Annotated in this window: 23 protein-coding genes and 1 pseudogene; 11 read left to right on the plus strand and 13 right to left on the minus strand. The window is 72.9% G+C overall.

From position 1 onward, the window contains the following. Positions 1 to 7: 7 nt before the first annotated feature. Both ACZ7KX_RS25765 and ACZ7KX_RS25770 read left to right on the plus strand, forming a co-directional pair. Positions 8 to 790, plus strand: coding sequence for a hypothetical protein (locus tag ACZ7KX_RS25765; RefSeq protein ID WP_470328518.1), 783 nt, complete (start codon positions 8 to 10; stop codon positions 788 to 790). A 369-nt stretch (positions 791 to 1,159) separates the two neighbouring features. Next, positions 1,160 to 2,347 (plus strand): cytochrome P450 family protein, encoded by a 1,188-nt coding sequence (locus ACZ7KX_RS25770; RefSeq protein ID WP_470328519.1) that lies wholly within the window; start codon positions 1,160 to 1,162, stop codon positions 2,345 to 2,347. Positions 2,348 to 2,489: 142 nt separating this feature from the next. On the opposite strand, the gene ACZ7KX_RS25775 is transcribed toward ACZ7KX_RS25770, so the two are convergent. Further along, positions 2,490 to 2,912, minus strand: coding sequence for a RidA family protein (locus ACZ7KX_RS25775; RefSeq protein ID WP_470328520.1), 423 nt, complete (start codon positions 2,910 to 2,912; stop codon positions 2,490 to 2,492). A gap of 48 nt (positions 2,913 to 2,960) precedes the next feature. Then, positions 2,961 to 3,635, minus strand: coding sequence for an HD domain-containing protein (locus ACZ7KX_RS25780; protein ID WP_470328521.1), 675 nt, complete (start codon positions 3,633 to 3,635; stop codon positions 2,961 to 2,963). 71 nt (positions 3,636 to 3,706) lie between these two features. Between ACZ7KX_RS25780 and ACZ7KX_RS25785 the strand changes: the two genes are divergently transcribed. Further along, on the plus strand, positions 3,707 to 4,690 hold the full coding sequence (locus ACZ7KX_RS25785) for a GlxA family transcriptional regulator (protein WP_470328522.1): 984 nt from the start codon (positions 3,707 to 3,709) through the stop codon (positions 4,688 to 4,690). A gap of 142 nt (positions 4,691 to 4,832) precedes the next feature. On the opposite strand, the gene ACZ7KX_RS25790 is transcribed toward ACZ7KX_RS25785, so the two are convergent. Both ACZ7KX_RS25790 and ACZ7KX_RS25795 read right to left on the minus strand, forming a co-directional pair. Further along, complete coding sequence (locus ACZ7KX_RS25790; RefSeq protein ID WP_470328523.1) at positions 4,833 to 5,438, minus strand: DUF1326 domain-containing protein; 606 nt, start codon at positions 5,436 to 5,438, stop codon at positions 4,833 to 4,835. A 233-nt stretch (positions 5,439 to 5,671) separates the two neighbouring features. Next, complete coding sequence (locus ACZ7KX_RS25795; protein WP_470328524.1) at positions 5,672 to 6,439, minus strand: hypothetical protein; 768 nt, start codon at positions 6,437 to 6,439, stop codon at positions 5,672 to 5,674. 326 nt (positions 6,440 to 6,765) lie between these two features. Here ACZ7KX_RS25795 and ACZ7KX_RS25800 point away from each other — a divergent pair, with 326 nt between their 5' ends. Then, positions 6,766 to 6,936 carry a hydrophobic protein gene (locus ACZ7KX_RS25800; protein WP_350524502.1) on the plus strand — a complete coding sequence of 57 codons (171 nt, stop codon included), beginning with the start codon at positions 6,766 to 6,768 and terminating at the stop codon, positions 6,934 to 6,936. Positions 6,937 to 7,233: 297 nt separating this feature from the next. Here the strand turns inward: ACZ7KX_RS25800 and ACZ7KX_RS25805 are convergent, their stop codons facing one another. Both ACZ7KX_RS25805 and ACZ7KX_RS25810 read right to left on the minus strand, forming a co-directional pair. Continuing rightward, positions 7,234 to 7,956, minus strand: a complete 723-nt coding sequence (locus tag ACZ7KX_RS25805) for a hypothetical protein (protein ID WP_470328525.1) — start codon at positions 7,954 to 7,956, stop codon at positions 7,234 to 7,236. Between the two features lie 350 nt (positions 7,957 to 8,306). Further along, on the minus strand, positions 8,307 to 8,807 hold the full coding sequence (locus ACZ7KX_RS25810; RefSeq protein ID WP_470328526.1) for a metallophosphoesterase family protein: 501 nt from the start codon (positions 8,805 to 8,807) through the stop codon (positions 8,307 to 8,309). Between the two features lie 240 nt (positions 8,808 to 9,047). Between ACZ7KX_RS25810 and ACZ7KX_RS25815 the strand changes: the two genes are divergently transcribed. The 3 genes from ACZ7KX_RS25815 to ACZ7KX_RS25825 all read left to right on the plus strand — a co-directional run bounded on the left by ACZ7KX_RS25815 (position 9,048) and on the right by ACZ7KX_RS25825 (position 11,176). After that, complete coding sequence (locus ACZ7KX_RS25815; RefSeq protein ID WP_470328527.1) at positions 9,048 to 9,581, plus strand: DUF4383 domain-containing protein; 534 nt, start codon at positions 9,048 to 9,050, stop codon at positions 9,579 to 9,581. 137 nt (positions 9,582 to 9,718) lie between these two features. Next, positions 9,719 to 10,579: an oxygenase MpaB family protein gene (locus tag ACZ7KX_RS25820; protein WP_470328528.1), complete on the plus strand. Its 861-nt coding sequence runs from the start codon at positions 9,719 to 9,721 to the stop codon at positions 10,577 to 10,579. 165 nt (positions 10,580 to 10,744) lie between these two features. Next, on the plus strand, positions 10,745 to 11,176 hold the full coding sequence (locus ACZ7KX_RS25825) for an SRPBCC family protein (RefSeq protein ID WP_470328529.1): 432 nt from the start codon (positions 10,745 to 10,747) through the stop codon (positions 11,174 to 11,176). 491 nt (positions 11,177 to 11,667) lie between these two features. Here the strand turns inward: ACZ7KX_RS25825 and ACZ7KX_RS25830 are convergent, their stop codons facing one another. Further along, positions 11,668 to 12,195 carry a MarR family winged helix-turn-helix transcriptional regulator gene (locus ACZ7KX_RS25830; RefSeq protein ID WP_470328530.1) on the minus strand — a complete coding sequence of 176 codons (528 nt, stop codon included), beginning with the start codon at positions 12,193 to 12,195 and terminating at the stop codon, positions 11,668 to 11,670. A gap of 254 nt (positions 12,196 to 12,449) precedes the next feature. Here ACZ7KX_RS25830 and ACZ7KX_RS25835 point away from each other — a divergent pair, with 254 nt between their 5' ends. Both ACZ7KX_RS25835 and ACZ7KX_RS25840 read left to right on the plus strand, forming a co-directional pair. Next, positions 12,450 to 14,462, plus strand: coding sequence for an MMPL family transporter (locus ACZ7KX_RS25835; protein WP_470328531.1), 2,013 nt, complete (start codon positions 12,450 to 12,452; stop codon positions 14,460 to 14,462). Between the two features lie 100 nt (positions 14,463 to 14,562). Beyond that, positions 14,563 to 14,997 (plus strand): annotated as a pseudogene (locus tag ACZ7KX_RS25840) (MFS transporter); the annotation flags it as partial. Positions 14,998 to 15,355: 358 nt separating this feature from the next. Here ACZ7KX_RS25840 and ACZ7KX_RS25845 read toward each other — a convergent pair. Then, the gene (locus ACZ7KX_RS25845) at positions 15,356 to 15,754 is read right to left on the minus strand and encodes a bleomycin resistance protein (protein ID WP_470328668.1); all 399 of its coding nucleotides are present in this window, start codon (positions 15,752 to 15,754) and stop codon (positions 15,356 to 15,358) included. A 353-nt stretch (positions 15,755 to 16,107) separates the two neighbouring features. Between ACZ7KX_RS25845 and ACZ7KX_RS25850 the strand changes: the two genes are divergently transcribed. After that, a complete protein-coding gene (locus tag ACZ7KX_RS25850; RefSeq protein WP_470328661.1) occupies positions 16,108 to 16,629 on the plus strand; it encodes a GNAT family N-acetyltransferase in 522 nt (173 codons plus the stop codon). Positions 16,630 to 16,669: 40 nt separating this feature from the next. Here the strand turns inward: ACZ7KX_RS25850 and ACZ7KX_RS25855 are convergent, their stop codons facing one another. After that, entirely contained in the window at positions 16,670 to 18,013 is a 1,344-nt protein-coding gene (locus ACZ7KX_RS25855) for a Tim44 domain-containing protein (protein ID WP_470328532.1), read from the minus strand. Between the two features lie 473 nt (positions 18,014 to 18,486). Between ACZ7KX_RS25855 and ACZ7KX_RS25860 the strand changes: the two genes are divergently transcribed. Beyond that, positions 18,487 to 18,747, plus strand: a complete 261-nt coding sequence (locus ACZ7KX_RS25860) for a hypothetical protein (protein WP_470328533.1) — start codon at positions 18,487 to 18,489, stop codon at positions 18,745 to 18,747. Positions 18,748 to 18,984: 237 nt separating this feature from the next. On the opposite strand, the gene ACZ7KX_RS25865 is transcribed toward ACZ7KX_RS25860, so the two are convergent. From ACZ7KX_RS25865 to ACZ7KX_RS25880, 4 genes are all read right to left on the minus strand, one after another. Beyond that, a complete protein-coding gene (locus ACZ7KX_RS25865) occupies positions 18,985 to 19,413 on the minus strand; it encodes a hypothetical protein (RefSeq protein ID WP_470328534.1) in 429 nt (142 codons plus the stop codon). Positions 19,414 to 19,631: 218 nt separating this feature from the next. Continuing rightward, positions 19,632 to 20,654 (minus strand): TolB-like translocation protein, encoded by a 1,023-nt coding sequence (locus ACZ7KX_RS25870; RefSeq protein ID WP_470328535.1) that lies wholly within the window; start codon positions 20,652 to 20,654, stop codon positions 19,632 to 19,634. A 99-nt stretch (positions 20,655 to 20,753) separates the two neighbouring features. Next, the gene (locus ACZ7KX_RS25875) at positions 20,754 to 22,022 is read right to left on the minus strand and encodes an MFS transporter (protein ID WP_470328536.1); all 1,269 of its coding nucleotides are present in this window, start codon (positions 22,020 to 22,022) and stop codon (positions 20,754 to 20,756) included. Between the two features lie 3 nt (positions 22,023 to 22,025). Next, a complete protein-coding gene (locus ACZ7KX_RS25880; RefSeq protein ID WP_470328537.1) occupies positions 22,026 to 22,922 on the minus strand; it encodes an alkaline phosphatase family protein in 897 nt (298 codons plus the stop codon). Positions 22,923 to 22,948 lie beyond the last annotated feature (26 nt).

A 22,948-nucleotide genomic window follows, 5' to 3' on the forward strand; every position in this document is an offset into this window, starting at 1 on the left:
TCACGAGATGGCCGAGATCGAGGACACCCCACCCGCAACGCAGCCGCTGCCGACCCTCCCGAACACACGGCCCCTGCCGGCACAGGCCACTCCCGCCACCCTCCCCGACCCGGCGGACCTCCGCCCGGCCGGACCCACCCGTCGGTGGACCTGGCTGCTCGGCGGCATCACGGCCGGCGCGGGCACCGCAGCGCTCGTCCTGGGCCTGGTGGCCAACCTCGTCACCCCGACAACGACCGCCGCGACCACGCCGACCGCCACGGCCACGCCCGCGTCCTCCGGCCCGGCGACCCCGGCCACGGCGCCCTACACCACGGTCGTCGCGGGCTGCGCGCTCCTGCGCCCCGAGACGGTCGACCGCTACGCGAAGGGAGCCGCCTGCACCGAGCAGAAGCCCGTCGAGGGCGCGGCGTCCGCGACCGGAGGCTGGGACAGCAGGACCTCCGGCCTGACCACGATGCAGGTCGTGGTCACGCTGTCCCCGCTCGCCGACCGCATCTACCAGCAAACACTGTCCAGCGACCGGACCTTGGCGGCCACCGCCGGCATGAAGATCACCGACGACCACGCCGTTCCCGGCCTGGGGGAGAAGGCAACCATCCTCTACACCACCGTGAGCGGCTTCGGCCACGTCGACCTCGTGGTGCTCCAGCGCAACGCGCTCATCACCGTCCGCTACGAAGCGCACACCCTGTCCGGGTTCACCCTGAAGGACATCCCGCCCGCCGACGCCGAAGCCGCCGCCACCGCCTGCGCCCAGGACGCCCTGGCCACGCTCACCACCTCGTGAAACCGCGACGCAGGTCCGGTCCCGTTCGGAGGCCACGAAGGACGCCCAGCTGTGACGCCACCCGCTACCCGCGGTACCGGGTGGAGGCGTGGTGCCAGTCGTGGGCGCCACGGATGGTGGCCTGCAGTGCATCCGTGCAGAGATCCAAGGGCCCGACCGACAGCGCATCACCGGAGTGATCCTGCGAAGGCCCACGCCGGGGGCCCGTCCCTTCGTGACGGGCCTGGCCACTGGCGAAGGGCGGCGGCATGAGCGGCGCTGCGGGCGCCGTCGGATCCAGTCACCCGTCAGAAATGGGGATGCATCCCCGTTTTGATAGGGTCGACCCACATCCGGGGATACCTCCCCGGTTTCAGAGGGGACACACACATGCCTGCTCCGACGCTCCAGGACCTGGCCCCCGCGGGCCTCGACGTCACCACCGACCCGTACCCCGTCTACGCGGCGCTCCGCGCGAAGGGGCCGGTGCACCGGGTGCTCGTCCCGGGGTCCGGCGAGGCGTGGCTGGTCGTCGCGCGTGACGAGGCCCGGGCCGCGCTCACCGATCCCCGGCTCAGCAACGACATCCGGTACTCCTCCTCGTGGGCCGACGACGGCGGCCACGCCATCGGCGTCAACATGCTCCAGAGCGACGCGCCCCGGCACACCCGGTTGCGCGGGCTGGTCGCCCGGGAGTTCACGGCCTGCCGGATCCGGGCGCTGCGCCCGCGCATCCGGGAGATCGCCGACACGCTGCTCGGGGCGCTGCCCGCCGCCGCGGGCTCCCTCGACCTCATCTCCTCGTACGCACTGCCGCTGCCGATGACCGTCATCTGCGAACTGCTCGGCGTACCGGAGACGGACCGCGACGGCTTCCACGCCTGGTCGACCGAGCTGGTCGCGCCCAGCTCCGCCGAGGCCGCCGGCGCCGCGGTCGGTGCCATGACCGACCGCCTCACCGCGCTCATCGAGGAACGCCGGAGCGACCCGCGCGGGGACCTGCTCAGTGCGCTCGTCTCCGCGCCGGCCGACGGACTGTCCGCCGAGGAACTGCTCGGGATGGCGTTCCTCCTCCTCGTCGCGGGCCACGAGACCACCGTGAACCTCATCTCGGGCACGGTCCTCGCCCTGCTCGCCCACCCCGAGCAGTTCGCCGCCGTACGCGCCGATCCCGGCCTCGTCGACGCCGCCATCGAGGAGACGCTCCGCCACGACGGCCCGGTGGAGTCCACCGCGTTCCGCTTCGCCACCGAAGCGGTGCGGATCGGCGACACCACCGTCCCGGCAGGTGACAGCGTCCTGGTCTCCCTCGCGGCGGCCTCGCGCGACCCGCGCCACTTCCCCGACCCGGACCGGTTCGACCTCCACCGCGCACCCGCCGGGCACCTCGCGTTCGGCCACGGGATCCACCACTGCCTCGGCGCGCCGCTCGCCCGCGTCGAAGCCGCCATCGCGCTCCGCACCCTGATCGAGCGACACCCCGGTCTCACCCTCGACGCCGACCCGGCCGACCTCGTGTGGCGGCCGAGCACCATGCTGCGGGGGCTGACGCGCCTGCCGGTGCGGCTCCGCGGGTGAGCGCGCAGGTCCGGCCGACAGCAGCCGGGAGCCGCTGGATCGAGGGGACATCCGGCCGCTGCGAAGGCCCGTTTGTGCAGGAACGAACCTCACTTCTGTCGTGAGGGCTCCTGGGCCCGGAAGCGGGCCCAGGAGTGGAGGTCTACCGGGACGCGTCGGGATACGCGGCGGTCGCGCGGATCTCGACGAGAAGTCCCGGGCTGGCGAGACCGCTGACCCCGATGATCGTCCAGGTCGGGTAGGGCGCCTTGACGAGGCGCTGTTTGGCCTCGACGAAGCCGGGCAGGTGCCGGCGGATGTCGACGTGGTAGCTGGTGACGTCGACGAGGGCGGACGTGTCGAGGTTCTCCAGTCGAAGGATCTCCTCGATCTTCCGGATGGCGATCTCGGTCTGCTCCTCGATGGTGTCCGGGATGGTTCCGTCGGCTCGGCGACCGATCGTTCCGGCGATGAACAGGAGGCCGTGCGCGCGGACTGCGGCGGAATAGCCGAAGCTTGCGAAGGCGCTGGTGGTTCGCCCGAAGACCGGGTTGTCCTCGGGAACCGCGACGGTGTGGACGGTCATGTGCAGTGCTTCCTTGCTCTCGGTTGACGGGGTCGTGGAGTCCTGGAATCAGTTGGCCCAGCGGGACGAACGGCAGGCGTGCTCCAGCTGGGTCCGGCCGAAGGTCTCGCGTTCCCGGAGGAATTCGCCGGGGCTGGTGTACCGGGGTGCGTTCTTCGGGTTCTTCGCGGCCTGCGCGACGATCGCGTCGGTGAGCGAGCGGATCATGTCCAGCCGTGGATAGGCGGCGTGCACGGCGTCGGCCTGCTCGTCGGTGACGGCGTCGACGTGGTCGGCGCCCAGTGGGCCGCCGAAGTCGAGTGCGACGCCTTCGCGGACGAGCACGCACAGAGTGCCGCGGCGTTCCGCGATACCCGGGGAGGTGTGGAGGGCGATGGCCTGCCAGACCTGGTCGGCATCGGTCGCGGGTACGCCGCGGTCGGTGAGGAACGCGGCGGCCCGGTCGGCACCTTCGACCTCGAACCGCTGGCTGTGCGGGCCGTCCGACGCCACGCCGAGGTCGTGCATCGCGCACGCGGCGAACAACAGGTCGTCCTGGTAGTCGTGGCCGACGGCCAGGCCGAGGCGGCCGGCAACCAGCCGGGCGAACAGGTAGCTGCGGATGCTGTGGTTGAAGACGGATGGCGTTTCCACCGGTCGGATGAGGTTCATGACGGCGTCGGCAAGCGGTGTGCCGGGCAGCGCGATCAGGCCGTCGGTCGCCTCGTGGGTAGGTGCGGTCATGTCTTCAGCTTGGCCGCGACCGTCCTGACCTGGTGAGAGGCAAAATTTCCCATCTTCGATAGGATCTTGCCATGACAGTGCATCGAGTCGCGGTCCTGGCGCTGGACGGGGTCACCCCACTCGACCTGGCGATCCCGGCGCAGATCTTCACCACCCGGCCGGAAACCGCCTACGTGATGGACCTGTGCGCGCTGGAGGCGAAGGTGGTCACCAGCGCGGGTTTCGCCCTGGTCGCCGACGGGGGGCTGGAGCAGGTGCGCACCGCCGACACCGTGATCGTGCCGGGATTCGACCCGATCCTCCCGTTGCCGGACGCCGTGCTCGACGCACTGTCCGGAGCCCGCGAGCGGGGCAAGCGCGTGGTGTCGATCTGCACGGGCGCCTTCGCGCTGGCCGCGGCGGGCGTCCTGGACGGACTGCACGCCACGACCCATTGGAAGCACATCGACGAGTTCGAACAGAGCTTCCCGGCCGTCACCGTCGACCGCGACGTGCTCTACGTCGACGAGGGCGACGTGCTCACCTCGGCCGGGGTGTGCTGCGGCATCGACCTGTGCCTGCACATCGTGCGCCGCGACCTGGGTGCGGAGGTGGCCAACCAGATCGCCCGCGGCCTGGTCGCCGCCCCACACCGAGACGGCGGGCAGGCCCAGTACGTGCCGGCTCCCGTCGCGGTAGCCGGTGAGGCGTCGCTGTCCGGTACCCGCGGATGGGCCCTGCAGCGGCTCGGCGAGCCGCTCACACTGCGCGTGCTCGCCCGGCACGCGGGCCTCTCGCAGCGCACCTTCATGCGCCGCTTCACCGAGGAGACGGGCACGACCCCGTTGCAGTGGATGCTCAACGCCCGGCTCGGCAGGGCGCGGGAGCTGCTGGAAACCACGGACCGCTCGGTCGAGCAGGTGGCGCGGGACTGCGGGCTGGGCACGGCAGCCAACCTGCGGCTGCACTTCCGGCGCGCACTGGACACCACCCCCACCGCCTACCGTCGCACCTTCGCGCACTCGACGTCACGCCGCAGTCCGGCCTGTTCACCGGCAGTCCCGAACTCGGACTGAGAACGGCCCGGCCAGGGCTGCCGGTTGCCCCATGAGCGCCTTGCCATGCCGCCGGGTCTTCTCCAGGAACACGGTGCCGGCCGGAGCGGGCGTCCAGGCCGACTCGCCCGGGGCTACGCCGTCGAGCAGGCGGTGGCGACGTTCAGGCCGCCCAGGAGAACGGCGCCGAGAAGGCGTTCTTCCCTTCGTTTTCGAACACGAGACCGAAAGCGTTCACCCGCGACCTGGTAGCGACCCCGGCCGCGAGGGTGTCCGCCGGGAAGCCCACCCCGCTGACCCTGACGCCCTTTCCGGTCTCGTCCAGAGGTGAGACGAAGTCCTCGACTTCCATGTCGACCGCGTTGCCGATCCTCACCCGGTGGCGCCGGCCGTCATCGACGTAGTCGATCCGGGCGACCTCCATACCGAGCATCTCGCCGACCAGCGGGCTGAGCCCCTCCATCGGGCCACCTCGCCGACCGGAGAAGACCGCCCCGAGCGCCTCGGCCTGCTCGGGCGAGGCCGTCTCGTCCATGAACATGCCCATGCGCCAGTTGCCCTCGCTCATGAGCTGCGGGGTGTCGGCCACTACGGCGACCGTCAGGCCGCTCACGTCGACGTCATCGACCTGACCGGAACCGATGTGGAAGGCCAGGAGCACATGGCAGCGGTCGTAGTCCGCCGGAGCCGACAAGCCGGAGGTGGAGCAAGGGCACACCATGTTGCAATTGCAGTTCTCGAAATACGTCCCCTCGATTCGCCATGTCATCGGAAGATCCTTCCCAAGGCACACTTCCCATGCCCATTTTCCGCTCCCCACGATCACCCGGCAACGCTGGGCACTGGCCGCTCGGCCGCCCGCTTGCCGGCCCGCACAGCGAGGACGCCCCCGACCGGGCGGACACCGAGGCCCCGGGACGGCACACGAGGCCGCCGCCCACAGGGGCGGCCTCCCGGCATCTCGGATGCGCGAACGGCCGTCGGCACGGCTGGGCCCGCGGGTCAGCCCTCCAGTTGCGCGTACAGTCCACGGCCCGGGCGCTGCGCCCGGCCGGCCTTGGCCAGGCGCTCCAACATGGTGCGCACCGCCTTCACGTTGTCCTCCGACTCCTCGATTCCCAGCCGGGCGGTCACCTCCCGGGCGCGCAGAGCTTCCTGGGCGTCGGCCAGCACGGCCAGCACGGTCTCGGAGGTGGCACCGGTCGTTCGCCGCCCCGGCACGGAAGCAGCCGTTTCGCTCACCTCGGGACCCGGCTCCGCGCCGGTCCGCACCGGCCTGGTGTTCCGGGTCGCGGCCGTCTTCTTCACCGCGGTGCGCGGCCGCGCGCCGCCGGCGGTCTTCTCGGCCGCGGCCTTCTTCGCGGTGGCTTTCCTCGCGGGCGCCGCCTTCTTCGCGGTGGTCTTCTTCGCGGGCGCCGCCTTCTTGACGGTGGCCTTCTTCGCCGTCTTCGTGACCGTGTCCGTGCCCGTGTCGGTCTTCTCGGCCTGCTCCCCGCCCCCGTCCGGCGCCGCCCCGGTTTCAGCCGCCAAATGCTGCGGCTGGTCCCCAATGATGGCGTCCGCCTCTGCCCGAATGCCGCCCACCGGCGTGAGGTCCTGCGAGGCCGGCAGTCCGCCCAGGGCCTGCAAGCTCTGGATGGCGCCGCGTACGGCGTTCTCACGCGCCACGGCGGCGGTCAGCTCGTCCTCCAGGCGCCGCCGCCGGGCCTCGATCCCGGGAAGCTCCGCCTCCAACTGGGCGATGGTCTCACTGAAACGGCTGTCTGCCACGGTTCCTCCGCTCCTCCGCCCACGCGATCTGCCGCAGGGCCTGTGCGATCTTTACCCCGCTGACGCGTCCGCCAACAAGAAACCGCACCGAGCCGCAGCCTGCGCCGACACTCCCTCCTCTCGACCGGTACTCCCGGCGTCCTCCAGGGCGAGGCGGGTGTCCTTCGGGCGCCGGAGCCCCGCCCCGGAGCAGCCGGTGGGCGGGCGGGTTCCGGGCATCGTCCGGATTCGCAGGCCGCTTCCGAGGCATACATCCCGCCGATCGGGTCAGCAGCATGTACGTCCTCAACAGAGAACAGACAACAGACGAAGGAGATGACCGATCCATGGGTGCTCTTCTGCTCGTACTGCTGCTCGCCGTCGTGCTCTTCGGCCTCGGGTTCGCGCTGAAGGTGTTGTGGTGGGTGGCTCTGTTCGTCCTGGCGGTGTGGCTCCTCGGCTTCGTGGTCCGCACCGTCGACGATGCCGGCGGCCGACGCCGCTGGTACCGGTGGTGACGACCACCGGTGCACGGACCACGAGCGCCGCCCGGACGGTGCCGACGCGACAGGTGGGCAACGCCGATGCGGTGATGAGCCGGGTACGGGAATGCGTGGAGGCGGGCCGGGGCGAGGCGGGGAACGCCGGCACTCCCTCGGCGACAGGCACCCGCACGCTCCCCCGCATCGCGGCGGCGACGGCGGCGGCCTGCGTGGCCTGCGTCCTCGGGGTGTTCCCGGCCCGTCGGTACCGCAGCTGAACTCCGGTTCTCGGGCCCCGGGTGCGGCGACACCCGGGGCACCGGCGCGCGCCTGTCACGAAGCCGTCGGCTGTGGGCTCATCGCACGCTCGTACAGCTTCTCCCGCGCCCCCTTGAGGAGTTCGGCGGCCTTCTTCCGCGACGCCTCCTCCGCCTTGTCGAGCGCGCCCGGGTAGTCCGCGGACATCCCCGAGCCCGCGCCGTAGTCGATGTCGACCGTCAGGTTCAGATTGCCGTCGCAGACGGCCGACTTGAAGGACAGTTGGTCGACCGGCCCGGGGATGGTGTCGGTGAGCGGGTGCCGGACCGCCGACTGGTAGCCCTCCTGGCCGAGCCCACCGCCGTCGGTCATCTCGAACTTCCGCGTCTCGGTCGGCTTGGGGCCGCCGAGCGGGGACTTGGCGATGTCCGCGTCGACCTCCAGCCAGTGGCAGCCGTGGGCCGCCTCGAAGACCACCGCATCGACGGTCACCCGCCAGTCCTCCGTTGCCGGACCGGCGTCGTAGCTGCAGCTGAGCGTCGTGGACGGGTCGCTCTCGATCCCCTCGCTCGTCACCGGTATGGAGCGCCTCAGCTGTCCCGGCAGGCCCGGATCGCCCATCACCGCACAGAGGTCGCCGACCGTGCGGTACCAGCCGACTTGCCTCGCCTTGCTGTCACTACTGCTACTGCTGGCACTGGCACCGCCACCGCCACCGCCACCGCAGCCGGTGAGGAACACGAGACCGGCGGCCACGAGGACGGCTGCGCCGGTACGGGAGGTTCGATTTCGACTCATCACAGCGCCAGGCTAAGCCCACACCCTGTCAACGCCCCCGCCTGCCAGGGCGATCACCGCCGGCACGCGAGCTTCACCCGGCGGTCGGTACACGTCCCGGTCCGTACCGAAGCTGTTCCGGACGTCACTCGACCGCGATACGGCAGATTGCCGACGCCGGCCCGCGCGCGCCGCTCCCCGCCTGCGGGCTACGGCCGACTGGATCACCGTCAGGCTGCACGCCTCTTCGCCCCGCCCGCAGCGGCTGCCAGACCGGGCACGGGCAGGAGGCCGCGTAGCGGACTTCCGTCATGCGCGGCCGGTCGTCGCCCGCTGTCGTCGGCGTTCCCGTGATCCGGTGCACGGCCCTTTCAGGAGCGCGGTGGAAGCCGGTGGAGGCGTACGTCGAGTCGGCCGCCCTCTGCGCGGGCGGTGAGGTAGGTGGCGAAGGGCTCGCGGCGCCGGTCCGTCGGCGAGCCGGGGTTGAGCAGCCGCAGTCCGCCCTGGGCGCGACTGTCCCACGGGATGTGGCTGTGACCGAAGACCAGGACGTCCGCGTCCGGGAAGCGCGAGTGGCACCGCTGTTCGCGTCCCCGGGCGGGGCCCGTCTCGTGCACGAGCGCGAAACGCAGGCCCGCCAGTTCGACACGGGCCACCTCGGGCAGCCGTCTGCGCAGTTCCGGTCCGTCGTTGTTGCCGTGGACGGCGATCAGCCGCCGGGCCCGGGCCTCGAACAGGTCAAGGGTGGCGGTGTCGATCCAGTCCCCGGCGTGGAACACCACGTCGGCCCCGTCGATGGCGCGCAGCAGAGGAGCGGGCAACGAGCGCGCCCGGGTGGGAACGTGGGTGTCAGAGGTGAGGAGCAGTCGCACGTTTCCGGGCTCCGGTTCGGGTCAGGCAGGCAGGAGGGATAGCGGGCTGCGGGGCCGTGGGCCGCCGTGCCGGTCGTACTGAGCCCGGTCGAGACGGACGGGCTCCGTACCGGATACCGCCCGCGTCTGCCGGGGTGAAACGCTGCGGCACCGCTGCGAATGCGGCCGACGACCGCTGCGTCCGAAGCTGCGGGTGAGGGCCGCACGGCGCTCAAAGGATCACCCGGAACGGAGCGGACCATGAAACTGCAGGACGAACGTCCGGTCGACCACCACCTCTCCCAGGTCTACCGTGCCGGCGCCGGACTGTGCGGCATGGCGCTACTGGTCTTCGGCTGCCTGGGGCTCGCGGACGGGCCGGCGTTCTTCAGCACCAGCGGCGAGCGGATCGCCGGCCTCTCCAGCAACGGCCTGCTCAGCCTGGTGTCGGTGGTGACGGCGGTGGTGCTGATCGCCGGCGCGCTGATCGGCGGCACCGTGGCCTCCACGGTCAACATCACCGTGGGCTCGTTGTTCGTCCTCAGCGGCTTCGTCAACCTCGCGCTGCTGGACTCCTCGGCCAACATCCTGGCCTTCCGCATCCCGAACGTGCTCTTCAGCTTCGCGATGGGGCTGGTGATCGCCACCTTCGGCATGTACGGCCGCGTCAGTGGCAAGCTGCCGCTGGACAACCCCTACTGGCGTCACCGCCACCCGTGTCCCGCCGACCACGGCAGTGCACCCGCCCTCGCCCGACCGACCGAGCCCGCCGGACTCCCCGGGCGCCCGGCATGAGCGCGCTGCGCGCGGGCCGACACCCTGCCGCCTCGGCAAGGGCCCGGGATGCGCACGGCACTGCGGGGCCCGCGATGAACGGCAGGTCTTCCGGCCCGACGGTGGTCCCCGCAGCGGGACTGTTCACACCCGACTCGGTGTCCTGGACCGTGCACGCCGACCCGCCCATGGTCCTGGGCGGCCTACGGGCCCTGCTCCTGCAGGCACTGCACCCCCTCGCCATGGCCGCGGTGGCGCAGCACTCGGCGTTCCGCGAGGACCCGTGGGGCCGGCTCTACCGGACGGCACATTTCGTCGGCGCGGTGACCTACGGCAACGGCGGCGAAGTCCGCGAGGCCGTCCAGCGGGTTCGGCTGATCCACGAACACGTGCGCGGGACCGACCCGGAAACCGGCCGGTCCTACCGGGCCGACGACCCGGAGCTGCTGACCTGGGTCCACTGCGCGGAGGTCGGCTCGTTCCTGACCGTGGCGCGGCGCAGCGGGCTGGCCCTCGGCGAGGCCGAAGCGGACCGCTATCTCGCCGAGCAGGCGCGGGTGGCCCACCTCGTCGGCGTTCCGCAGGACTTCCCGGTTCCCACCGGCGTGAGGGACCTGGACGCCTACATGGTGTCGGTGCGCCCGCTGCTGCGGGTGACACCGGCCGCTCGGGAGGCGATGCGGTTCGCCGTGCTGCCGCCCCTGCACGGTTGGGCCCGTCTCGCCGGCCCGCTTCGTCCGGCCTGGGCGGCGCTGGTCGGCTGTGCGGTGGGCCTGCTGCCGCCGTGGGCGCGCCGCATGTACGGCCTGCCCGTCTGCCCGGCCACGGACCCCCTGGTGACGGCGCAGGCCAGGCTGCTCCGACAGGCGGCCCTGCGCCTGCCCCGGTCCTGGCGTGAGGGCCCGCACCTGGCCGCGGCCCGGCGCCGGCACGACCCGGACCTGTGGACGCCTCCCGGTGAGAACGTCCCGAGATCCGTGAGAACGTCCAAGGCCCGTGAGAACGTCCAAGGCCCGTGACGGCCCGGGCGCGAGCCCACGGCCTCCGCACCGCCAGAAGAGGGCACGCCGGGGCCGCCGGTGTCCCGCGTGCTCGGCCACGGCAGCCCATCCGCGGAGGCGTCCGCATCGAACAGGAGGGCGGCGGCCCGCAGACGCCGCGGGCCACTACGGAAAGGCGAGCTGATGATCAGCGTGGAGCGCAGCATGATGGTCGGGCGCCCTGCCGGGGAGGTGGTGGGGTACCTGGCGGACTTCGGCAACACGGTGGAGTGGGATCCGGGCACCGTGGCCTGCGTGCGCCTGGACCCCGGTCCGCTCGTGGCGGGGGCGAGCTGGCGCAACACCTCGCGGTTTCGAGGGCGGCAGACCGACCTGGGCTACCGCCTGGAGGAGTACCGGCCCGACCGGCTGGTCTTCGTCGGACACAACCGTACCGTCACGGCCACGGACGACATCACGGTCCGCGCCTCGGACGGCCGCACACTGGTGGTCTACCGCGCGTCGCTGCGCTTTCACGGCCTGGCTCGCCTCGCGGCGCCGTTCCTGCGGGCCGAGTTCGAGCGTCTCGCGGACGCGGTCGCCGAGCGGCTTCCCCGGGTGCTGGCACAGCGGTGACCCACGGCGCCGTGCCCGGTGCGTGCGGGTCGGACGCGCGCCGGGCGCCATCGGCCCGGTGAACCGCGCGGCAGGTATCCCGTGAGTGTCGCCCGCTCCCGCCGGCCGGGCTCAACCGACCTGGTGGATCTGATCTGCCGGGCGGTGGCGGCGGGCAACGGTCCTCTGCTCGATGTGCTGCTGGCGATCCTGGACGCCGTCGCCGACACCGACATGCTCGACCGCCTCACTGCGGCGCTGTCCCCGCAGCCGCCCGCGGGGCACGCGGCCCCGGCCGGCGGGAGGGCCGCCGGCAACGGGCTCGGGAGAGGCCGCGGCCCGCACCCGGTTCGGCCTCGTACGGCTTCCGCCCGGCATCGCCGTCCGTGAACCGGACGACGTGCTCGCCGTCCTGGCGTCCGCTCAGTCCCGGGACCGCCATGCGGTCGGGGCCGTGCCGGCGCCGCGTTCGGAGGCGGGCCGACATCTGCGCCGGCCACGGCACCGGGCTGTCACGGCCCGGCGCCCTCGGCGCGCGGGGACCCGGTCGGGCCGGTCGGGCCGGTCGGCCCGGTCGGGGGTTGGTGCTCGGTGCCGGCCGCCAGATAGACGCGGTAGGCAGCAGCGACCTGCTCCAGGTAGCGCCGCGCCGCGGCGCGTTCGGTCCGGTCGAGGTCGTCCGCGGCGTGGACCAGGAGACTCAGCAGCGGGGCGAGTTCGCCCATGACGTGGCCGAAGCCGCTGTCGGTCACGTCCAGGACCTGCCGGCGGCGGTCCGCCGGGTGCGGCGCGCGGGTCATGTGCCCTTCGGCGACGAGCCGGTTGACCGACTGGGTGCCGGCCGCGCTCGTCACCCCGAGGCGACGGGACAGCTCGACCGGGCCGATCGGGGCTCCGGAGCCCTTCGCCATGATGACGTGCTCGACGGCTTCCACGTTGGTGAGCGGCATGCCGAGACGCTCGGCGAGCGCTGCACGGGCCAGCTGGGTCAACGTCAGGACCTCGCGGAGCGCACCCGAGAGTTCGTCTCCCTGCGGCACTTCCGCTTCGGGGGCTGCGCCATCCGATCGCGCCTCGGGTCCGAATGACTGGTGTTGCGCCATGACGGCAATTCTGACACGGTAGAAATCACTAAGCTACTTAACGACTTTAGAGGGTGCCTGTCGTGTCCCCTGCCCTGACCCGCCTCTCCGGGCGGCGCCCCGCGGACTCCACACCCTTCCCCGGGTCCCGAGTCCCCGGATCCCGAGCCCGCCGCGGGCGCCGCACAGCCTGGCTGGTTCTCCTGCTGACCGTGGTCGGCCTCGGTGCCGCCTTCATGCTCGGCCCCTCCGACGCCACCACCACCCAGGCCACCGGCGCCTCCCTGCCGGCGTCCTCGCAGTCCGCCAAGGTCGCCGAGATCGTCAGGACCTTTCCCTCCGGAGCAGTCGCACCCGCGATCGTCGTCTACAGCAACACCGACGGCAGCCCCCTGACCGAAGCCCAGCAGGCCGTGATCGCCGGACGGGCCGCGACCCTCGCACCGCTGGGCGTCGCACCCGACGCCTCCCGCCCGCAGACGATCGAGGGCACGGTGGCCACCGTGGCCGTCCTGCTGCCCACGGGGGCCGGCGACGGCGACAACACCGCCTCCGTCGACCGCATCCGCCTCACCGCGTCCCAGGACCTGCCCGCACCGCTCCAGGCCGAGGTCACCGGAGCCCCCGCGGTCCGCGCCGACATCGGCAAGGTCTTCACGGGCGCCGACACCACCCTGCTGATCGCCACCGCCTCCGTGGTCGCCGTCCTGCTCCTGGTCACCTACCGCAGCCCGATCCTGTGGCTCGTCCCGCTCCTCGTCGTCGGGCTCGGGGACCGCACGGCCGCCGTCCTCGTCGGCGCCGTCGCCCCGCACGCCGGCGTCCAGGTCGACGCCTCCGCCGCCGGGATCCTGTCCGTCCTCGTCTTCGGCGCCGGTACCGACTACGCCCTGCTGCTCGTCTCCCGCTACCGCGACGAACTCCACCTCACCGACGACCGGTTCACCGCGATGGCCCGCGCCTGGCGCGGCACCGCCCCCGCGGTCCTCGCCAGCGGCACCACCGTCGTCCTCAGCCTGCTCACCCTGCTCGCCGCCGAACTCACCGGCAACCGCGGCCTCGGCCTCGCCGGCGCCGTCGGCATCCTGACCGCCATGCTGTTCGGCCTGGTCGTCCTGCCGGCCGCCCTCGTCCTGCCGGGCCGGTGGTTGTTCTGGCCGCTGGTCCCCGAGGTCGGCGCCCCGGTGACCGCCGACCGCCGCGGCGTGTGGTCGCGCATCGGCCAGGGCGTCGCCGGGCGCCCCGCCCGGGTCGCAGTGGCAGGAACCGCCGTCCTGCTCGTCCTGGCATCCGGAACCCTCGGCCTCAAGACCGGGCTGGCCCGGTCCGACTCCTTCCGCAGGACCCCCGAAGCCGTCCTCGGCCAGCGGACACTGGCCGCCGTCCAGCCCGCCGGCGCCGTCGACCCGCTCACCCTGGTCTCCGGCACCGCCGGCAGCGACCAGGTCGCCGAAGCAGCCCGCCGGGTCCCCGGTGTCTCCTCCGTCAGCCCCGGACCGCACACCGACCGGTGGGCGCGCGCCGACGTCGTCCTCGACGCCGCCCCCGGCACCGCCGCCTCCGACCGCGCCATCGAGCAGCTCCGCCGCACCGTCGCCGACGTGCCCGGCAGCGGCGCCCTCGTCGGCGGCCCCACCGCCGAGGCCTACGACACCGCGCGGGCCAACGCCCACGACACCCGCGTCGTGGTCCCCCTGGTCCTCGCGATCGTCCTGCTCGTCCTCGTCGCCCTGCTGCGCGCGGTCGTGGCGCCACTGCTGCTGGTAGCCACCGTCATCCTGTCCTACTTCGCCGCCCTCGGTGCGAGCTGGACGGTCTTCCGGACCCTCTACGACTTCCCCGCCCTGGACACCGGCGTCCCCCTGCTGTCCTTCCTGTTCCTCGTCGCCCTCGGCGTCGACTACAACATCTTCCTGATCGCCCGCACCCGCGAGGACACCGTCGCCGGCGACGACACCCGCACCGCCGTGCTGCGCGCCCTCGCCTCCACCGGCGGGGTCATTACCAGCGCCGGCATCCTGCTCGCCGCGGTGTTCGCCGTCCTCGGCGTCCTGCCGCTCGTCACCCTGACCCAGATCGGCGTCATCGTCGGCCTCGGCGTCCTCCTCGACACCCTCCTCGTGCGCACCGTCCTCGTCCCCGCACTCGTCCTGCTGACCGGCCGCCGCTTCTGGTGGCCGGGCCGGCCCGAAGCCCGGCCCCCCGCCCCCGAGGACGGCACCTGACCGGCCCCCGGACTCCGCCGGGTGCGGGCCGCGGACACCGTCGCCCGCACCACCCCACCTCCCTCCCGTCGGACCACCGACCTGCCAGCGAGGAGTGACGATGAGCAGCACCGCCCGAGCGAACACGTCCGACCCGGCCGGCGCCACGGCCGCCGGTCCGCGCCGCTGGTGGGGTCTCGTGGCGATCAGCCTCGGCGTGGCCCTGATCATCGTCGGCTCCACGATCGTCAACGTGGCCATCCCCAGCATCGTCGACGACCGGCACATCACCTCCAGCGACGCCCAGTGGGTGCAGGAGACCTACACCCTCGTCTTCGCCGCCCTCCTGCTCCTGGCCGGGCGCACCGGCGACCGCCTCGGGCGCCGCCGGGTCTTCCTGACCGGAACCGCCGTCTTCACCGCCGCCGGCCTCGCCGCCGCGACGGCCACCGGCGGCCCCGCCCTGATCGGCGCCCGCCTGGTCCAGGGCGCGGGCGGCGCGATGATGCTCCCGACATCGCTGGCGCTGATCAACGCCGGCTTCCGGGGGCGGCAACGCGCGCAGGCCTTCGCCGTCTGGGGCTCCACCATCGGCGGCACCGCCGCCCTCGGGCCTACCCCTGCTCGGCGGTTACCTGACCACCCACCTGTCGTGGCGCTGGGCCTTCGCCGTCAACCTGCCGCTGGGGGCCCTCGTCGCCGCCGGTGTGCTCGCGTTCGTCCGTCCTCGCGTCCACGAGGCGTACGGGTAGCCGAAACGAGGGCGCCGCCACCGCGTCGGCCGCTCGACGGGCGGGCAGCGGCCAAAGGACCGGCGGGATCGCGGCCCGCTCGCCGCCGCACGCGACGCATCGACGCAGGAAGCGCGGACCCGGCGTGCGGTGCCTTTCACGTGGTCGCGAATGCCGTTGGCCTCAGCGCTGCCTGCCCGGGCTGCCGATGCGCAGCAGGTTGCCACTGCGGTCGACCAGCGCGAACTCCCGCATCCGGTAGGCGGTGTCGACGGGCGCCGTCAGCCGGCTGCCGGTGGCCCGTTCGGTGGGCACGCCGAGCCGTGCCCAGTCCCGGTGGAGCGCGTCCGCGTCACGGACCTGCAGGTAGCAGCTGCCGGCCGTGGCCAGCGGGTCCACGTCGGGATCGTGGCGGAAGTGCAGTTCGAGCGTGCCCCGGACAACGATCAGGTAGCCGTCCTCTCCGCCCCAGCGCCCACGCACCTCGAAGCCCAGGCGGGCGTAGAACTCCGACGTCTCCCCCAGGTCCCGGCTCGGCAGGACCGGCACCGCGTACTCGACGCACTCCTCGCGCTCGTCCATGGCGCCACCCTAGGGCAAGATCGAAGCCGGTCGCCCTCGCCCTGGGCGTGCTTCTCGCGTGCCGTGTGCTCGCCGAGCAGTGCGCGGATCTCGCCGAGGTGCGTGCGGTCGGGGCGGAGGCCGAAACGGCGCAGGCTGGCGTCCTCGTCCATCGGGTCGTCTCTCCTGGTCGGCCGGCAGTGGCCGTGGCCAATGATCGCTCATGGCACCGGCCGCGGCCGGGGAGCCGCAACGCGCCTGCGGGCGGCGGAGGTTGGCGGGACAGGGTCCGGGGGCCCGGCAGGGCGGGGGCGGGGTGCTTCGGCTGCGGCCCGGTGGTGGGCGTGGCGGGGTGGGACCGTAGTGTCACCGGCATGGAGAAGACCGTCACGTACCTGGAAATGACCGACCCGGGCCGGCTGCGGCCGTCGCCGGCCGTGGATGCACTGGGCCTCGTCCCGGCCGACGGGGCGTCCCCGGAGGTGCAGGCCGTGCAGGCGCGGGTCGGGGCGCCGCACGGCTGGCGCAGTACCGCCCGTACCGCTGCCGACTGGGCGGCGCACCTCGCCGAGCATCCCCGGCGCCGGTACTGGCTGCTGACGTACGAGGGCGAGCCCGCCGGGGTCGCCAACCTGGAGCCGCATCCGGGCGGCGAGGTGGAGATCACCACGTTCGGGCTCGTCCCGGAGTACGTCGGGCGCGGGCTCGGCGGCTACGCGCTGACGCTCGCGCTGCGCCAGGCGTGGGCCACCGAGCCGCTCGACGCCGGGGCCGTGCGGCGGGTCTGGCTGCACACCGACACCGAGGACCACCCGAACGCGCTGCGCAACTACGAGAGCCGGGGCCTGCGCGCGTACCGGACCGAGACCGTCGCCACGGTCGGGGAAGGATGCTGAACCAACGGGCGATGGCGGGGGTGGCGGCGGTGGGGTGTGGTTACTGCGTGTCGGCGTCGATCACGGTCCAGGCCTTGGCCGAGGTGTCGTCCAGCCGCAGGTCGAAGGTGAAGGCGATCGGCCTGCGCTTGTGCGCGTCACCGCGCAGCACCTCTTCGGTGCGTCGGTCGACTTCGTAGTAGACGCCCTGCGCGTCGACCGCGACCCGGAAGACGACCGGGTCGCGTGAGACCAGCGAGCGCACCGTGACCGACGTGACGGTGGCCTCGCGCAGGACGGTCCGGCGGGCCGTGCGGACGGAGGTGAAGTCGAGGCTGCCGTCGTTCATGACCCATTCCTCAAGGAACCGCTCGACGGCGACCTCCAGAACCGCTCTGTCGAACCGGCCGTCGAGGACACTCAGATCGCCGGCGGCACGGTCGGCGTCCGTGCTCCACGAGATGTTGGTGAGGGAGAGGATGTCGCTCGCCCCGGTGACCGTGCTCTTCTGCGCGACCTCAAGCACCGCGTCCCGGGCGACCTCCTTCTGGTCCCAGCCGTCGGTCTCGATGGCGTTGCTCAGGTGGTGCGCTCCCTCGGCGGCCTGCTCGATCGAGGACACGATCCACTCGCCGGCCGTGCTCTTGCGCAGCGTCCAGTACTCGACGGGGCGCGTCGAGCCGTCCTTGCGCACGGCCTGCCGGCCGTCGCCACGGCGCACGTAGTCGCGCAGCGTCGCGGTGATCCGGAAGGTGACGGTGTCGTTCACCTCGCCCGCCCGGTTGGCGACGTCGACCAGCTCGACGACCGGACCGTCGATGATCTCCACGACGTTGACCTCGCCACGCGACTCGTAGTCGCGCAGTTCCTCGGACCACTTGACGTAGAGCACCGGGGACAGGATCCGCTGCAGCGTCGCGTGGTCGTGTCCGGTCCACGCCCGCTGGGCCGTCCCGTACAGCCACACCGCGCGCTGCTCCAGCGCCGCGCGGTCGAAGGTCGCATCGGTGTCGGCGATGGCATCGACCCGGGCCGAGACCTGGGCGGAGCGCTCGCGCGCCTGCTCGTCCGCACGGTGCGCCGTACGGTCCGAGACCGTGTTCAGGCCGCCCGCAAACGCCGCCTTGCGGCGCCGGGACCTGAGCCACAGGATCAGCAGGATCACGGCCACGATCACCAGCACGGCGACGAGCCCGCCGCTACCGGCCACGAAACCGGTCCCGAAGCCGACTCCGGAGCCACCACCGGACCCGTGGAAGCCGCCACCGCCACCGCCGTGGCTGCCCCCGCCACCGCCGCCACCACCGAACCCGTGACCGCCACCCCCACCGCGGGCGTAGGCGACCGTCGGGCTGCTCAGCGCGACGGCTCCCGCGACCACACATATCCACCGGCGGACGCGCACCGGGGCCTCCCTCCAAAAACCGCAGACCTTCCAGGCGAACAAGCGTACAAGCCGGAGGTGCACCGGAAACATGGAGACCCACAGGTCGCCCGACAGGGGGGGCGGCGGACCCGCCAGGGCAGGGATCCCAGCCCCGCACGACGTCCGGACACCCGCCCGCACCCCGGGCGCACCGTGCGCTTGCCGTGGACCGGTGTCTTGTAGCGCGGGCAGATCACAAGCACCGACGACCCATGCCACATATCTATACGAACCATGGCAAACTGGGCGCAAGTGATAGCGCTCTACAGAGGAAAATCACCCATGACCCATGGAGCCCACCCCCATGCTCCTACCGTCCGCGCGAACATCGACCGGGCCCGCGGCTGCGAAGAATGCCTCAGCTGGGGCACCGTGATCACACCCGAGGGCCGCCACGAGCTGTGCCCCCAGTGTCAGCACCCTGATCAGAAGTGTCAGCACCCTGATTGAGCATGCGCGACTGCGTCGGCGGTGCCGCGCTCAACCCGGTGACGGACACCGTCTTCACCAACACCACCATCACCGGGGCGCACGCCTGCAACGACGCCTACGGCACCGGGAAGTCCGGCTACGGCATCTGGGCCGGCCCGATGCCCGGGTCGGGCCAGGGGCCGGCGGTCGGCTCGGTCGCCTTCAACCACCTGGTGGAGAACGACAACGACGTGAACATCCGGAACACCACCTCCACCTTCGGCATCACCGTCGACCCGTAGCCCGACGCACCGCCAGGAACCGGCGTGGCCCCGAGGGGGCCGAAGCCGGTTCGCGTGCGAGCGCGGAGTGTCCGCTTGGCCTTCCGGTTCACCGTGCACACCTCGGACGGGCCGAACGGAGCCGAGACAGGGGGTGGGGCGCAGCCGCCGCCCGGCGAACCGGGCAGGCCGGCTCGCGACCGGGGCGGGCCACCGGCCTGACCGGGCGCGGCCCGCGGCCGGACGGCGGGCCGGGGGTCAGCTGCCGCCCGGTCCCCTCAGGGTGGCGTCGCGGCCTCCGTCGGTCAGTTCCGCCCACCGCTCGTACTCCTGGCGCACGTACGGCCGGGCCGATGCCTCCCACGTGGACAAGGCGGGCCCGGCCGGGCCCAGGACGAACCGCCCGTCGGCCAGGTCGAAGGCGAGCAGCTCGTACGCGGTGCGCGCGGCCTCGGTGGCGTCGCTCTCGTCACCGCTGCGCAGGGCCAGGCGGTCGGCCAGAGCGGCCCGGCGCAGCCGGAACTCCCGTTCCAGGGAGGCCCGCGGGTACTCGCCGTCGTGCCTGAGCGCGGTCCGCAGCCGGGTCACCGCCGCGTCCTCGGCCACCGGCCCCAGCGCAGCGGCGTACGCGCTCTCCGGCGCCGGGGCGTCGAAGCCCTCGCCGGCATGTGAGTGGTGACCGGTCACGTGTGTGTCATCTCCTCGGGTCATGGCTGAAGTCCTGGGCGTACCAATCCCCTTGGGTGCCGGAGACGGTCCGCCCTCGCTTCGCCGGGGCGCCAGACTACCGGCTGTGAAGGCGTGATGACGGCATGTCTACCGGGCAGTAGGGGCCCGGAACCCGGCGCCCCGCCACGCAGGGCACGGACGGCGCGCATCGGGTGGCGGCGGCTCCGGTCGGTTCGTCACCGCACGACGGCGGGGGCGAGGGCTGCGGGGGCGAGCACGGTCGGGGTGCCGGTGCCGTCGGCGGGGACGGTCCACAGGTCGCTGCCGTCGTCGCTGGGGAGGGAGTAGGTGAGTGTGCGGTCGTCGAGCCACAGGGCCTGGTCGTCGAGGGAGCGGTCCTCGGCGGTCGCGGTCTCGGCCATGGTCGTCAAGTCGAGGACGTAGAGCCGCCAGGGCGCGTCGTCGCTCAGGCCGGGGACGCGCTTCTTGTAGGCGACGCGGGTGCCGTCCGGCGACAGGGACGGGCACTCGACGTTGTCGTGCAGTGCGGTGAGGGTGTGCCGGACGGCGTCCCCCGCCACCAGGTGGGTCCGTCCGCCCGTGGCGAGGGTGGCGTAGAAGTGCTCGTCGTCGGCGAAGGTGACGCCCCAGATGTTGGTGTCGGCGGCCCGGTAGGGCTTTCCGTCCAGGGTGACGGCGTAGGTCTCCAGGTCCTCCTGGAGGGTCCAGGTCCGGGTGTCCAGGATCGAGGTCCGGGTGGAGAAGTCGGTGCCGGCGTAGGAGTCGCCGCCGACGAAGACCGTCCAGGCGACGAGGTTGCCCGAGGGGGCCACCCGCGACCGGGTGGGGATGCCGGCGAGGTCGTAGTGGCGGCGCTCGTGCAGGTCGGCGTCGAGGACGACCGCGCGGTAGGTGTCCGCCAGGACGCCGTGGACGGCCTGGAGGCAGATCCCGGTACCGGCGGCGGCGTGGAAGCGCAGGCAAGCGGGCGTCGCCACCGTCCGGGTGCCCCGGGGATCGCCGAGGGGGACCGCGGCGAGGTGGTCGCGCTGGGTGCCCCAGGTCATGCTGCGGAACACCAGCCGGGCCCCGTCGCCGTGCGGGCCCAGGCTGACGGCGCCCGCCCGGGCCGGCGGCCCGTCGCCCGTCCGGCCCGCGCCCCGGGCCTGGTCACCGGCGTGCAGGACGGTCCACACGCCGACCGCTGCGAGGACGGCGGCGGCGGTGCACAAGACGAGGAGACGGCGGCCGAAAGTCATGTACGGGTCCTCTTCGACAGGGTTCTTCGACGGGCAACCGGCGAACGGGCGGAAGGTGGGCGGGGCGGGCAAGAGGCGGACGAGGAGCAGGGCGGGTGGTCAGTCGGCCGGATGCGCCCCGCCCTCGGCGGCCCGGCCCACCAGGCGGGTGGCGACCGCGACGGCGGCGGTGAGGGCCGCGGCCATCGCGGTCAGGGCGACGGTGTCGCCCCAGCGGCTCCAGAGCGCGCCGACCGCGATCGAGCAGGCGAAGCGGCCGGCCGCCTGACCGGTGCCGACCAGGGCGAGGCCCGCGCCGCGCCGTCCTGCGGGTACGGCGCTCGCCGCGGCAGCGGCCAGGACGCCGTCCGTGGCGGCGTAGAAGAGGCCGTGCAGGGCGAGGACGACGACGGCGAGGACCGCGCCGCCGCCCGGCCGGGCGAGCAGCAGGCCGTAGCCGGCCAGCAGGGCGCCGTGCCCCAGGACGAACAGGCGCCGACGCCCGATCCGGTCGGCGAACGCACCGACCGGGACGGCGGCCAGCAGGTAGACGGCGGCGGTCCCGAGCGGCAGCAGCGGGAACCAGGAGGCGGGGAGGTCGAGTCGGCGCTGGAGCAGCAGGTAGACGAAGGAGTCGCTGACCGTGGCGAGGCCGAGGAGGGCGGCGCCCGCGGTGATCCTGCGCAGCGCCGGGAGGCGGAGCAGCTCGCGCAGGCGCAGCCGTGCCACGACGGCCCGCGGCGCCGGGCGCAGGCTGCGGCCGGGGACGAGGAGGACCAGGACCAGCACGCCGAGGGCGGCGACGTACGAGCTGACGAGGAACACGGCGTGGAAACCGCCGGGGGCGCCGCGCAGGAGGAGGAACGCGAGGAGGGGGCCGCTCAGGGCGCCGACGGTGTCCATCGCCCGGTGGACGCCGAAGGCGCGGCCGCGGTGCTCGGGCGGGGTGGCGAGGGAGATCATGGCGTCGCGGGGCGCGGTGCGCAGTCCCTTGCCCACCCGGTCGACGGCGAGGACGAGGCCGATCAGCGGCGCCGTGCGGACGAGGAGGAGCGCGGGGCGGCAGAGCGCGGAGAGGCCGTAGCCGGCGGCGGCGACGGCCTTGTGGCGTCCGCCGCCGCGGTCGCCGAGGAAGCCGCCGAGCAGCCGCAGGACGGCGGAGGCGCCGTTGAAGACGCCGTCCAGCAGGCCGAAGCCGAGCGGGGTGACGCCGAGCGCGGTGACGAGGTAGAGCGGAAGGACGGCGGTGACCATCTCGGAGGAGACGTCGGTGATCAGGCTGACCGTGCCGAGGGCCAGGACGGTGGGGGCGATCCGCGCGGACCGCCCCGGCCCGGGGGCCGGGGCGGCGGCGGACGCCGCGGGGCGGCGGCTGTCCGCGAGGTACACGCGTCAGCTCCAGACGCCGGCGATGTCGGTGGCGTCGGCGGCCTTGCCGGCGTGCTTGCCGACCCCGGCGAGGTCCTCCAGGGTGCGGAGCATGTCGTAGTGGTTGTACTTGGCGGTCGGCGCGCTGCCGGCCTTGACGGGCTGTCCGTACAGCACGGTGGGGATCTGGTTGCCGCTCTGCTTGTCGTCCTCGTCGTAGGTGATGACCAGCAGGCTGTTGTGGGTCTTGGCCCAGGAGGCGTACGCGCCGAGGTTGTTCTTGATCCAGCTGTCGCCGGTGCCCACCGAGCAGTTGTGCATGTCGCTGCAGAGGTTGGGGGTGACGAAGGAGACCGTCGGCAGCTTGGTGAAGTCCGTGGGGAACTGGCCGAAGGTGTGGCCGGTGCTGGTCGGCACGTTCTTGAACGCGAACCAGGGGTTGTGCTTCTGGGCGTAGTTGCCGCTCTTGCAGGTGGTGGAGCCCTCGCTGGGCAGCGACTCGTTGTAGCTGCCCCAGGTCTTCCCGGCCGCGGTCAGCTCGGATGCCAGGTTGGCGGCTGACATGGAGCCGACCTTGTAGCAGTCGTCGCTGGTGATGCCCTGGGTGCTGCCGGAGAAGACGGCGAAGTAGTTGGGCTGGCTGGGGTGGGTGATGCCGTAGGAGGCCTTGAGGACCGCGCCGCCCGTCGCGAGCGAGTTCAGGTACGGCGCGTCCGTGCTGCCGATGATCTGCTTGTAGGCGTGGTTCTCCATCATGACGACGACGACGTGGTCCGGCTTGGGCACGGCCACCGCCGCGGAGGCGGAACCGGTGCTCACCGTGGCGGCGGCGGTGCCCGCCGCCAGGGCCGTCGGCAGGGCGACGGCGAGCAGGAGCTTCTTCCGGGAACGGCGGTGACGACGGGGGGTGACGGCGGACATGTGTGTCTCCTGTCTGGGGAGGTGGG

The sequence above is a fragment of the Kitasatospora sp. NPDC038210 genome, from assembly GCF_055600605.1.

Bases quoted from the DNA above. Each gene is read 5' to 3' on its own strand.
- ACZ7KX_RS25825 (WP_470328529.1), top strand. From the start codon at position 10,745: ATGATCAGCGTGGAGCGCAGCATGATGGTCGGGCGCCCTGCCGGGGAG.
- ACZ7KX_RS25850 (WP_470328661.1), top strand. From the start codon at position 16,108: ATGGAGAAGACCGTCACGTACCTGGAAATGACCGACCCGGGCCGGCTG.
- ACZ7KX_RS25860 (WP_470328533.1), top strand. From the start codon at position 18,487: ATGCGCGACTGCGTCGGCGGTGCCGCGCTCAACCCGGTGACGGACACC.
- ACZ7KX_RS25770 (WP_470328519.1), top strand. From the start codon at position 1,160: ATGCCTGCTCCGACGCTCCAGGACCTGGCCCCCGCGGGCCTCGACGTC.
- ACZ7KX_RS25815 (WP_470328527.1), top strand. From the start codon at position 9,048: ATGAAACTGCAGGACGAACGTCCGGTCGACCACCACCTCTCCCAGGTC.
- ACZ7KX_RS25880 (WP_470328537.1), bottom strand. From the start codon at position 22,922: ATGTCCGCCGTCACCCCCCGTCGTCACCGCCGTTCCCGGAAGAAGCTC.
- ACZ7KX_RS25780 (WP_470328521.1), bottom strand. From the start codon at position 3,635: ATGACCGCACCTACCCACGAGGCGACCGACGGCCTGATCGCGCTGCCC.
- ACZ7KX_RS25805 (WP_470328525.1), bottom strand. From the start codon at position 7,956: ATGAGTCGAAATCGAACCTCCCGTACCGGCGCAGCCGTCCTCGTGGCC.
- ACZ7KX_RS25845 (WP_470328668.1), bottom strand. From the start codon at position 15,754: ATGGACGAGCGCGAGGAGTGCGTCGAGTACGCGGTGCCGGTCCTGCCG.
- ACZ7KX_RS25800 (WP_350524502.1), top strand. From the start codon at position 6,766: ATGGGTGCTCTTCTGCTCGTACTGCTGCTCGCCGTCGTGCTCTTCGGC.
- ACZ7KX_RS25775 (WP_470328520.1), bottom strand. From the start codon at position 2,912: ATGACCGTCCACACCGTCGCGGTTCCCGAGGACAACCCGGTCTTCGGG.
- ACZ7KX_RS25785 (WP_470328522.1), top strand. From the start codon at position 3,707: ATGACAGTGCATCGAGTCGCGGTCCTGGCGCTGGACGGGGTCACCCCA.
- ACZ7KX_RS25870 (WP_470328535.1), bottom strand. From the start codon at position 20,654: ATGACTTTCGGCCGCCGTCTCCTCGTCTTGTGCACCGCCGCCGCCGTC.
- ACZ7KX_RS25765 (WP_470328518.1), top strand. From the start codon at position 8: ATGGCCGAGATCGAGGACACCCCACCCGCAACGCAGCCGCTGCCGACC.
- ACZ7KX_RS25790 (WP_470328523.1), bottom strand. From the start codon at position 5,438: ATGACATGGCGAATCGAGGGGACGTATTTCGAGAACTGCAATTGCAAC.